A 10,251-nucleotide genomic window follows, 5' to 3' on the forward strand; every position below is an offset into this window, starting at 1 on the left:
AGGGAATGAAAAAGTCTTGACAACAGGCCAACTTTCCTTATAATAAGACTTGTCCATTGTTGCCTAGTGGCTATGGCGGAGGGGAAACACCCGTTCCCATCCCGAACACGGAAGTTAAGCCCTCCAGCGCCGATGGTAGTTGGGGCCAGCGCCCCTGCAAGAGTAGGTCGCTGCTAGGCAATTTCGTGGAGGATTAGCTCAGCTGGGAGAGCACTTGCCTTACAAGCAAGGGGTCGGCGGTTCGATCCCGTCATCCTCCACCATCTTAATATAAAAGCTGACTTGCTTTCTCATCATCGCGGGGTGGAGCAACGAGCCTTCGCTTCGTCGAATATGCTGCGAGTTGCCTCGACGCATTCGACATCTTCGAGTTCGCTGGCAGAGGAAGAGGCAACGAAAATGCAATTTGAGCATTGTCAAAACTTAAGTATATTCTTATCGCTGCGGGGTGGAGCAACGAGCCTTCGCTTCGTCGAATATGCTGCGAGTTGCCTCGACGCATTCGATATCTTTGAGTTCGCTGGCAGAGGAAGAGGCAGTCTTAAAGAAACACTTAGAGCGTTATCAAATGAGATGAATTTCTTACCGTCGCGGGGTGGAGCAGTCCGGTAGCTCGTCGGGCTCATAACCCGAAGGTCGCAGGTTCAAATCCTGCCCCCGCAACCAATATGGTCCCGTAGTGTAGTGGTTAACATGCCTGCCTGTCACGCAGGAGATCGCGGGTTCGAGTCCCGTCGGGACCGCCATTCTTCCAAAATTGTGAAAGATGAAAAAATATGGCTCGGTAGCTCAGTCGGTAGAGACGAGCATCCGCATCGTCGAATCTGCTGCGAGTTGTCCCGACGCATCTGGCTTCTTCGAATGGGCTAGTAGAGGAAGGGACACAAAAGTCATCAACGAACAAGGGAAAAATAAGATATGGCTCGGTAGCTCAGTCGGTAGAGCAAAGGACTGAAAATCCTTGTGTCGGCGGTTCGATTCCGTCCCGAGCCACCATTCATTTTATGTGGAAATGTTTAAATTATGCCGGCTTAGCTCAATTGGTAGAGCAACTGACTTGTAATCAGTAGGTTGCGGGTTCAAGTCCTGCAGCCGGCATTCTTATTCCTTAATAACCCCTTAAGTCATTAAGCCGGCAACCGTGAGCCATTAGCTCAGTAACGAGCGCTACATCTTCGAGTTCGCTGCGAGTTGCCTCGACGCACCTAGCTTCTTTGAATAGGCTGGGAGAGGAAGAGGCAGGTAGAGATAGGTAGTACCTAGAGTGTTATCCAAACTATGAGCCATTAGCTCAGTAACGAGCGTTACATCGTCGAATAGGCATCGAGTTGCCCCGACGCATCTGGCTTCCTTGAACAGGCTGGCAGAGGAAGGGGCAGGTAGAGCTAGATAATACTTGGAGTGTTATCCTAACTATGAGCCATTAGTTCAGTTAGGTAGAGCAACGAGCAAAGCATCTTCGGATTTGCTTCGAGTTGTCCCGACGCATTCGGCTTCTTTGAATCAGCTGGTAGAGGAAGGGACATCGTTGTCTCGGAGTGTTATCTAACCCATGAGCCATTAGCTCAGTAGGTAGAGCATCTGACTTTTAATCAGAGGGTCGGAGGTTCGAGTCCTCCATGGCTCATCGTCTTGCGGAAGTAGTTCAGCGGTAGAACACCACCTTGCCAAGGTGGGGGTCGCGGGTTCGAGCCCCGTCTTCCGCTCCACTTCCGCCGGGGTGGCGGAATTGGCAGACGCACAGGACTTAAAATCCTGGGGTAGGTAACTACCGTGCCGGTTCGAGTCCGGCCCTCGGCACTTGTGCGCTCGTAGCTCAATTGGATAGAGCATCTGACTACGGATCAGAAGGTTAGGGGTTCGAATCCTCTCGAGCGCGTTTTATCGGGAAGTAGCTCAGCTTGGTAGAGCACACGGTTCGGGTCCGTGAGGTCGCAGGTTCAAATCCTGTCTTCCCGATTTATCATGGGGCCTTAGCTCAGCTGGGAGAGCGCCTGCTTTGCAAGCAGGAGGTCATCGGTTCGATCCCGATAGGCTCCACCTTTTGACTTAAATTTGGCGGTGTAGCTCAGCTGGCTAGAGCGTACGGTTCATACCCGTGAGGTCGGGGGTTCGATCCCCTCCACCGCCACCATTATCGGACCTTTAGCTCAGCTGGTTAGAGCAGACGGCTCATAACCGTCCGGTCGTAGGTTCGAGTCCTACAAGGTCCACCATTATTATTGTTGCTTTTTTGGAGGAGTACCCAAGTGGTTGAAGGGGTCGGTCTTGAAAACCGAGAGGCGCCGCAAGGCGCGCGGGGGTTCGAATCCCTCCTCCTCCGCCATGCACTTTAAAATCATGCCGGCTTAGCTCAATTGGTAGAGCAACTGACTTGTAATCAGTAGGTTGCGGGTTCAAGTCCTGCAGCCGGCATCAGACCGAGGCGACTATGGCGAAGTGGTTAACGCACCAGATTGTGGCTCTGGCATGCGTGGGTTCGATTCCCACTAGTCGCCCTTTTTTCTATATTTGCGGGTGTAGTTTAGTGGTAAAACCTCAGCCACGAGCATCTGCATCATCGAATCCGCTTCGAGTTGCCCCGACGCATCTGGCTTCTGTGAATCGGCTGGTAGAGGAAGGGGCATGGAAGTAGCGTGGCGGATGTTCAACTAAATGATATGCGGGTGTAGTTTAGTGGTAAAACCTCAGCCTTCCAAGCTGATGTCGTGGGTTCGATTCCCATCACCCGCTTTTTATGGGCCTATAGCTCAGCTGGTTAGAGCGCACGCCTGATAAGCGTGAGGTCGGTGGTTCAAGTCCACTTAGGCCCATTATTTACTATTGCATGTTTTTCAACCATTCGCTATAATATTGGGCGAACAATGATACTCCATATGTTTATGTATATTGTTCCGCAATAGCTCAGCGGTAGAGCAACCGGCTGTTAACCGGTAGGTCGTAGGTTCGAATCCTACTTGCGGAGCCATGTTACGGAGAAGTACCCAAGTGGCTGAAGGGGACGGTTTGCTAAACCGTTAGGTCGCAGTTTTGCGGCGCGCGGGTTCAAATCCCGCCTTCTCCGCCATAATGGCCCGTTGGTCAAGTGGTTAAGACACCGCCCTTTCACGGCGGTAACACGGGTTCGAATCCCGTACGGGTCACTGGTTGCTGGCACCAGAGATTCTGGTGCCCTTTTATACAATTTCTTTTGTCGATTTTTGCGTTTTTTCTTGCGATGCGTGCGGAAGTCTGTTATAATGTCTCTTGTTAGTTTTAAAATTACGTTATGATTGTTGGGGACAACGCAGTGTTTCGTTTCGTTAAAGAACGAGGCATTGCGTTTTTTTATTTATCACCCTAAACCGAGAAGACCCCCACTTCCACGCGTGAGCGTAGGTGGGAGAGTGTTCAAGTAGGGAGGGAGTCCCCCGTTTCCAACGGCAGGAAAGTGGGGGAGAAGATCAAACGAGCAATTGGGCGTCGGCTTCGCCGCCATGAATTTGCACAAACATCGTTTGAATGGCTTGAAGCTGGCGCTTGGCGGTTTCTTCTGGCGTTGATGGGAGAAAGTAAACGATTTGCAAAGCGTTTTTCGTTTCTCTCGTCACGGCGGTCCGCTCCGAATCGACGATCGGACTGCCAAACGGCCCTCGTTCATCTTTGCTGACGAGTTTGTTGGCAAAGTTGACTGTGCGGCCGTTTAGTGCCACGTATTCGTCTTGCTCCGTGCCGATAGTGAGAGTGACTATTCCGTCAATGCGGTCGAAATCATAGATGCCGAGCGGGATTTTGTAGTACAGTGAAAAAAAGTTGTTGACGTCCGCTGCCGAATGGATGGATGGGATGAAATGTTTTTTCTGAATGCGTCGGTATAGACTCTCGCTTGACGGTCGATAGCGGCCTGGGTCTGTGCCGATTTGTTTGAACGCACGACGCCATTCCATTAGTTCGGGAATGTCAGCGATCGCTTTTTCCTGCAGCTCGATGTAAAGAGATTCTTGAAACAGTTCCAATCGGCCTCTCAACATTTGCGGTGAATCGCTGACCTCAATATGATGATAGCGGATGACGCCGAATTTACCAGAAGGAAGGCGTTGCTTTAGTTGTTCTGATATCATGCATTTCATCTTGATCACCTCGGATTTCATTTTACCATATATGACGAAAGGAGGGAAAACGATGGATGTTATGGCATTAAAGCGGGAAGTCATTGAGTACAGTCGGTCAATCGGCATTGATAAAATCGGATTTGCGAGCGCTGATCCGTTTGTTGAATTAAAGGAGCGGCTGCGCCGCCAGCAGGAGCTCGGCTATCAGTCCGGTTTTGAGGAACCAGATATTGAGAAACGGACGAATCCTTCATTGCTTCTTCCGGAAGCAAAATCGATCATTGCCATTGCTCTTGCCTATCCGTCCAAAATAAAAAATGCGCCGCGGGGGACAAAGACGGAACGGCGCGGCGTTTTTTGCCGCGCTTCATGGGGAAAGGACTACCACGATGTGTTGCGGGAACGTTTGCAGCAGCTCGAGGAGTTTTTGCTGGCCAAAGTGCCCCATGCCCGCGTTCGCTCGATGGTGGATACCGGAGAGCTCGCCGACCGGGCGGTGGCGGAACGGGCAGGGATCGGTTGGAGCGGCAAGAACTGCTCTATTATTACACCGGAGTTTGGATCGTATGTGTATTTGGGAGAAATGATTACGAATATTCCATTTCCCCCTGATGAACCGGTTGAAAACCGATGCGGCACGTGCACGAAATGCATTGATGCCTGCCCGACCGGGGCGCTTGTGCAAGGGGGGCAACTGAACGCACAGCGGTGCCTTTCCTTTTTAACGCAAACGAAAGGCTTTTTAGCCGACGAGTTTCGGGAGAAAATCGGGAACCGGCTGTACGGCTGCGATACATGCCAGCAAGTCTGCCCAGAAAATAAGGGGAAAGACTTTCATTTGCATCCAGAATTCGAGCCGGATCCGGAAGCGGTAAAGCCGAAGCTCATCCCGCTGCTTCAGATGAGCAACCGTGAATTTAAAGAAACATTTGGGGCCATGGCGGGTTCATGGCGTGGGAAAAAGCCGATTCAGCGCAACGCCATTCTGGCGCTCGCCCATTACAAAGACCAAACCGCGGTGCCGCACTTACTGCGTTTGTTGAAAGAGGATAGCCGTCCCGTCATCCGCGGGACGGCGGCGTGGGCGCTCGGGAAAATCGGGGATCCAAGCGCTAAGCCTTATTTGGAGGCCGCGCGGCAAACGGAGGCGGATGCCGATGTGATCGCTGAGATTGAAAAAGGACTGAAACTGTTGGCTGAGGCAAAGGAATAGGGAAAAAAACGCAGCTTCCCCACATAAGGTAGTAACAAAAACGAAAGTGGTGGAAAGCAGCATGAAAAAACAGTTGCGCGCGTGGTTGGATGAGCGAGCCCGCTCGTTTGTGTCGGAAAGCAATATCCGAAGCGAAGAGGCGGCAAGAAAGCAACGGCTTTGCCAAAAGCGCGGTGCGGAGATCGTCCGTTGCACGATCCGGGGACAAATTGTCGGCAGGCAGACCATCGAGCGGGAAGCGAAAGTTATGTATATTGCCCACCATCAATTTTTAATTAAGCAAAGGGGTTCACTATATATAGAAGAACAGGTTGAGGAGCGATGCGCCTGTTTTGTTCGCGGTGAGCTTGTAACTGATGAACCGATCAACCGGTTGGGGGGGTATATGGAGGCGCCGCGCGTCGAACGAGAGCAATGGACGGGGGAGCGTCTTTCTTACCAGTATGACCGCGCCCGGGCGGTGCGGTATGCGGAAACGTGGTGGAATCGGCATAACCCGGTGTTTCCGTCGTTTCCGGTGGATTGCACGAATTTTGTCTCTCAATGCTTGTATGCAGGCGGGGCGCCGATGACGGGCTATCCGAACCGGGCGAGGGGATGGTGGTGTCAAAACGGAAGTTGGAGTTACAGCTGGGCTGTGGCCCATGCTTTTCGTTGGTATTTGAGCGGGTCGCGCATCGGCTTGCAGGCGGTGGAAGTGGCGGAGCCGGAGCAATTGATGGCAGGTGATGTCATCTGTTATGATTTTCAAGGGGACGGACGCTTCGACCACTCAACGATTGTGGTGGCGAAAGATCAGAACGGGATGCCGCTTGTGAACGCCCATACGACAAACAGCCGAATGCGCTATTGGTCGTATGAAGATTCAAGCGCCTATACGCCGAACATTCGCTATAAGTTTTTTCACATCATCGATCGCAAATAAACGTTGCTGAGGTGAAGGAAATGCCGCTTCATGTAGTGCTATACCAGCCAGAAATTCCAGCCAATACTGGAAACATCGCTCGTACGTGCGCAGCAACCGATACGTCGCTCCATTTGATCCGCCCGCTCGGTTTTTCTACGGATGATAAAATGTTAAAGCGCGCCGGGCTTGATTATTGGCCGTATGTCAATATTTCGTATTATGACTCGCTTGACGAACTATTCGCCCGCTTTCCGGAAGGGGAGTTTTATTTCATTACGAAATTCGGGCGCCGGTATTATGATTCGTTTGATTTCAGCGATACAGAAAAACATATTTTCTTTGTGTTCGGCCGTGAAACGACCGGACTGCCGAAGGAGCTGCTTGAGGCCAATATGGACCGTTGCCTTCGCATCCCGATGAATGACAAAGTGCGCTCGTTAAACTTGTCGAACACGGCGGCCATTTTAGTGTACGAAGCGTTGCGCCAACAACGGTTTTATGGGTTGTCATAAACAAAAAAACGACCTTCGCTCTGGAGGTCGTTTTTTTGGTCTTATTGTCTGACGCCTGGTTTGTCTTCATAGCCAGCGGTGAAAATGGCCGTCAAAAACGCAATGATAACCCCTAGCACAAGCAAAGTGCGCATCGTTTGTTCCTCCTTCATAATGAAAGTGGCAGGCGTTTCCCCCTTTATTATAGCGAATATGGCCAAGCATGTGAATGACCGCAGTTGGTTGTTAGGAGACAAAATTTTTTTTGCGGCGAATGATACGGGACATCCTCGCATAAATTGTAATAATCTTGCTGTTAGACATCCAAGGGTGAGGAGGTCCTTTATGGATATTTTGCAAAAAATCGCCCGGTATCGGGAAGAAGAAGAAAAGTTGAAATGGGAAGGAACGTTTGCTGAGTATTTAAAGATTTTAAAAGAAAAGCCGTGGGTGGCCCAGTCGGCTCATTCGCGTGTTTATAATATGATCAAAGATGCTGGGGTCGAAGAGGTGAATGGGCGGAAACGATATAAGTTTTTCAGCCAGCACCTGTTCGGGCTTGAGGAGGCGCTTGAGCGGCTCGTTGAGGAATATTTCCACCCGGCGGCGAAGCGGCTTGATGTGCGGAAACGGATTTTGCTGCTGATGGGGCCAGTTGGCGGCGGGAAGTCGACGCTTGTGACTTTGCTAAAGCGTGGGCTTGAAGAGTATTCAAAAACAGAGCGCGGCGCGGTGTATGCCATTAAAGGCTGCCCAATGCATGAAGACCCGCTTCACCTCATTCCTCACCATTTGCGCGACGATTTTTACCGCGAATACGGCATTCGCATTGAAGGCGAGCTGTCGCCGCTCAATATGATGCGGCTTGAGAAAGAGTACGGCGGACGCATTGAAGACGTGCTAGTGGAGCGCATTTTCTTCTCGGAAAACCGCCGCGTCGGCATCGGGACGTTCAGTCCGTCTGATCCAAAATCGCAAGACATCGCCGATTTAACGGGGAGCATCGATTTTTCAACGATCGCGGAATACGGCTCCGAGTCCGACCCGCGCGCGTATCGGTTTGACGGCGAGCTGAACAAAGCCAACCGCGGGATTATGGAATTTCAAGAGATGTTAAAGTGCGATGAAAAATTTCTTTGGCATTTGCTGTCGCTGACGCAAGAAGGCAATTTCAAAGCTGGGCGGTTTGCTTTAATCAGCGCCGACGAATTGATTATCGCTCATACGAACGAAACGGAATATCGGTCGTTCATCGCCAACAAAAAGAACGAGGCGCTCCATTCGCGCATCATCGTCATGCCGATTCCATACAACTTGCGCGTCTCGGAAGAAGAGTGCATTTACGAAAAAATGATCCGCGAAAGCGATGTCGCCGACGTGCATATCGCTCCACATACGTTGCGGATTGCGGCCATGTTTACGATTTTGACGCGGTTGAAAGAATCGAAGCGGCCGGATGTGGATTTATTGAAGAAAATGCGCTTGTATGATGGCGAAATGATCGAAGGATTCAGCGAGGTCGATGTGGAGGAGCTGAAAAAGGAGCATCCGGACGAGGGGATGAGCGGCATCGACCCACGCTATGTCATCAACCGCATTTCTGCCTGCATCATTCGCAAAGGAGTGCCGTCGATCAATGCGCTTGACGTGCTTCGTTCGTTGAAAGAAGGGCTGGATCAGCATCCGTCGATCACGAAGGAAGACCGTGAGCGGTACTTGAACTTCATTTCGCTTGTGCGCAAAGAATATGACGAAATCGCCAAACAAGAAGTGCAAAAGGCGTTCGTCTATTCGTATGAAGAGTCGGCGAAAACGTTGATGGATAACTATTTGGACAACGTCGAGGCGTACTGCAACAAGACGAAACTGCGCGATCCGCTCACTGGCGAGGAAATGAATCCGGATGAAAAGCTGATGCGCTCGATCGAGGAACAAATCGGCATTTCCGAAAATGCGAAAAAAGCGTTTCGTGAAGAAATTTTAATCCGCATTTCCGCCTATGCACGCAAAGGGCAGCGATTTGATTACAACTCGCATGAACGGCTGCGCGAGGCAATCCAGAAAAAACTGTTCGCTGATCTAAAAGATATTGTGAAAATTACAACGTCGACGAAAACACCGGATGAGCAGCAGTTGAAAAAAATTAACGAAGTCGTGGCCCGCCTCATTGATGAATACGGGTACAACTCCACGTCAGCCAACGAATTGCTCCGCTATGTCGGCAGCTTGTTGAACCGCTAGGCATGCCTCAAGCGCTGGGGCATGCTTTTTTTATCCTCTCTGACTGAACTGCCAAGGGAGGGTCGAGCGAAGGCGACACAGCGTGCTTCGCTAAAAGGAAGTGAACCAGAGGATGCGAAGCCGATAATCGGGCTTGTCCATGTTTCTATTTTCCACATTCATTTGTCAATTATTTTGAATTTTTGCATAGGATAAAATAAACCAACTTGGCATAGTGATGGTCCGTTTTAATGACGCCAACATAAGTATATGCGGGAAAGCGAAAAGTGTGAAAATGATTTTTTTAAAGGAGGGGAAAACATGAAGGGGAATTTTGTTGTATCGAAAGAAGACTGGTCCCTCCACCGCAAAGGATATGATGATCAAAAGCGCCATCAAGAAAAAGTGAAGGAAGCGATCAAAAACAATTTGCCCGACTTAATTACGGAAGAAAGCATTATTATGTCCAACGGGCGCGATGTGATTAAAATTCCGATCCGCTCGCTTGATGAATACAAAATCCGCTACAATTATGAGAAAAACAAACACGTCGGCCAAGGAAATGGAGACAGCCAAGTCGGTGATGTGGTGGCCCGAGACGGAAGCGGGGAGGGGCAGGGGCCAGGAAAAGGCCAAGGTGCTGGCGATTTGCCGGGCCAAGATTATTACGAAGCTGAAGTGTCGCTGATGGAGATTGAGGAAGCGTTCTTTAGCCAATTGGAGCTGCCCAACTTGCAACGAAAAGAGCTGGATCAAAATATAACCCAACATATCGAATTTAACGACATCCGCCGCACCGGGCTGATGGGGAACATCGATAAGAAGCGGACGATGCTCGCTGCCTTCAAGCGCAATGCCATGAACGGCAAACCAGGCTTTTATCCGATTTACCGTGAAGATTTGAAGTTTAAAACGTGGAACGAAGTCGTCAAACCAGAATCGAAGGCGGTTGTCTTGGCGATGATGGACACAAGCGGATCGATGGGCATGTGGGAAAAATATATGGCACGCAGCTTTTTCTTCTGGATGACCCGCTTTTTGCGCACGAAATACGAAACGGTGGACATCGCCTTTATCGCCCATCATACGGAAGCGAAAGTCGTCAGTGAAGAGGAGTTTTTCACGAAAGGGGAAAGCGGTGGAACGATTTGCTCGTCAGCCTACCGCAAGGCGCTTGAACTCATTGAGACAAAATATCCACCGTCGCGCTACAACATTTATCCGTTCCACTTCTCTGACGGCGACAACTTGACATCGGACAATGCCCGTTGCGTGAAGCTTGTTCAGGAACTGATGAAAGTATCGAACATGTTGGGATATGGGGAAGTC

At 50.5% G+C, this 10,251-nt stretch carries 6 protein-coding genes, 21 tRNA genes and 1 rRNA gene; 27 read left to right on the forward strand and 1 reads right to left on the reverse strand.

Annotated features, from left to right (window positions below):
- The first annotated feature begins 62 nt into the window (after nucleotides 1–62).
- The 22 genes from rrf (at nucleotide 63) to BRO54_RS17840 (ending at nucleotide 3,143) form a co-directional block, all read left to right on the forward strand.
- Nucleotides 63–179 (forward strand): 5S ribosomal RNA (gene rrf, locus BRO54_RS17735).
- Nucleotides 180–187: 8 nt separating this feature from the next.
- Nucleotides 188–263, forward strand: a tRNA-Val gene (locus BRO54_RS17740).
- 326 nt (nucleotides 264–589) lie between these two features.
- Nucleotides 590–666 (forward strand) — tRNA-Met (locus BRO54_RS17745).
- Nucleotides 667–670: 4 nt separating this feature from the next.
- Nucleotides 671–746, forward strand: a tRNA-Asp gene (locus tag BRO54_RS17750).
- A gap of 174 nt (nucleotides 747–920) precedes the next feature.
- A tRNA-Phe gene (locus BRO54_RS17755) sits at nucleotides 921–996 on the forward strand.
- 29 nt (nucleotides 997–1,025) lie between these two features.
- Nucleotides 1,026–1,098, forward strand: a tRNA-Thr gene (locus BRO54_RS17760).
- 456 nt (nucleotides 1,099–1,554) lie between these two features.
- Nucleotides 1,555–1,627, forward strand: a tRNA-Lys gene (locus tag BRO54_RS17765).
- 7 nt (nucleotides 1,628–1,634) lie between these two features.
- A tRNA-Gly gene (locus BRO54_RS17770) sits at nucleotides 1,635–1,709 on the forward strand.
- 5 nt (nucleotides 1,710–1,714) lie between these two features.
- A tRNA-Leu gene (locus BRO54_RS17775) sits at nucleotides 1,715–1,800 on the forward strand.
- Nucleotides 1,801–1,805: 5 nt separating this feature from the next.
- A tRNA-Arg gene (locus BRO54_RS17780) sits at nucleotides 1,806–1,879 on the forward strand.
- Nucleotides 1,880–1,885: 6 nt separating this feature from the next.
- A tRNA-Pro gene (locus BRO54_RS17785) sits at nucleotides 1,886–1,959 on the forward strand.
- Between the two features lie 8 nt (nucleotides 1,960–1,967).
- Nucleotides 1,968–2,040: transfer RNA gene (locus BRO54_RS17790), tRNA-Ala, on the forward strand.
- A gap of 17 nt (nucleotides 2,041–2,057) precedes the next feature.
- Nucleotides 2,058–2,134 (forward strand) — tRNA-Met (locus BRO54_RS17795).
- 5 nt (nucleotides 2,135–2,139) lie between these two features.
- Nucleotides 2,140–2,216: transfer RNA gene (locus tag BRO54_RS17800), tRNA-Ile, on the forward strand.
- A gap of 19 nt (nucleotides 2,217–2,235) precedes the next feature.
- A tRNA-Ser gene (locus BRO54_RS17805) sits at nucleotides 2,236–2,326 on the forward strand.
- 16 nt (nucleotides 2,327–2,342) lie between these two features.
- Nucleotides 2,343–2,415, forward strand: a tRNA-Thr gene (locus tag BRO54_RS17810).
- A 10-nt stretch (nucleotides 2,416–2,425) separates the two neighbouring features.
- Nucleotides 2,426–2,498: transfer RNA gene (locus BRO54_RS17815), tRNA-His, on the forward strand.
- 164 nt (nucleotides 2,499–2,662) lie between these two features.
- Nucleotides 2,663–2,733 (forward strand) — tRNA-Gly (locus BRO54_RS17820).
- Nucleotides 2,734–2,739: 6 nt separating this feature from the next.
- Nucleotides 2,740–2,813 (forward strand) — tRNA-Ile (locus tag BRO54_RS17825).
- Nucleotides 2,814–2,893: 80 nt separating this feature from the next.
- Nucleotides 2,894–2,968 (forward strand) — tRNA-Asn (locus tag BRO54_RS17830).
- A gap of 6 nt (nucleotides 2,969–2,974) precedes the next feature.
- A tRNA-Ser gene (locus BRO54_RS17835) sits at nucleotides 2,975–3,067 on the forward strand.
- A gap of 4 nt (nucleotides 3,068–3,071) precedes the next feature.
- Nucleotides 3,072–3,143, forward strand: a tRNA-Glu gene (locus tag BRO54_RS17840).
- 300 nt (nucleotides 3,144–3,443) lie between these two features.
- On the opposite strand, the gene BRO54_RS17845 is transcribed toward BRO54_RS17840, so the two are convergent.
- The gene (locus tag BRO54_RS17845; RefSeq protein ID WP_074044776.1) at nucleotides 3,444–4,109 is read right to left on the reverse strand and encodes a B3/B4 domain-containing protein; all 666 of its coding nucleotides are present in this window, start codon (nucleotides 4,107–4,109) and stop codon (nucleotides 3,444–3,446) included.
- Between the two features lie 52 nt (nucleotides 4,110–4,161).
- Between BRO54_RS17845 and queG the strand changes: the two genes are divergently transcribed.
- The 5 genes from queG to yhbH form a co-directional block, all read left to right on the forward strand.
- Nucleotides 4,162–5,304, forward strand: a complete 1,143-nt coding sequence (gene queG / locus BRO54_RS17850) for a tRNA epoxyqueuosine(34) reductase QueG (protein WP_074044780.1) — start codon at nucleotides 4,162–4,164, stop codon at nucleotides 5,302–5,304.
- 61 nt (nucleotides 5,305–5,365) lie between these two features.
- Entirely contained in the window at nucleotides 5,366–6,229 is an 864-nt protein-coding gene (locus tag BRO54_RS17855; protein ID WP_074044777.1) for an amidase domain-containing protein, read from the forward strand.
- Nucleotides 6,230–6,249: 20 nt separating this feature from the next.
- Nucleotides 6,250–6,723 carry a tRNA (uridine(34)/cytosine(34)/5-carboxymethylaminomethyluridine(34)-2'-O)-methyltransferase TrmL gene (gene trmL / locus BRO54_RS17860; RefSeq protein WP_011229988.1) on the forward strand — a complete coding sequence of 158 codons (474 nt, stop codon included), beginning with the start codon at nucleotides 6,250–6,252 and terminating at the stop codon, nucleotides 6,721–6,723.
- Nucleotides 6,724–7,047: 324 nt separating this feature from the next.
- Complete coding sequence (locus BRO54_RS17865; protein ID WP_074044778.1) at nucleotides 7,048–8,943, forward strand: PrkA family serine protein kinase; 1,896 nt, start codon at nucleotides 7,048–7,050, stop codon at nucleotides 8,941–8,943.
- A gap of 300 nt (nucleotides 8,944–9,243) precedes the next feature.
- The coding region (gene yhbH / locus BRO54_RS17870; RefSeq protein WP_074044779.1) for a sporulation protein YhbH at nucleotides 9,244–10,251 on the forward strand (1,008 nt) is incomplete at its 3' end.

The organism is Geobacillus proteiniphilus (assembly GCF_001908025.1).
Lineage (GTDB): Bacteria > Bacillota > Bacilli > Bacillales > Anoxybacillaceae > Geobacillus > Geobacillus proteiniphilus.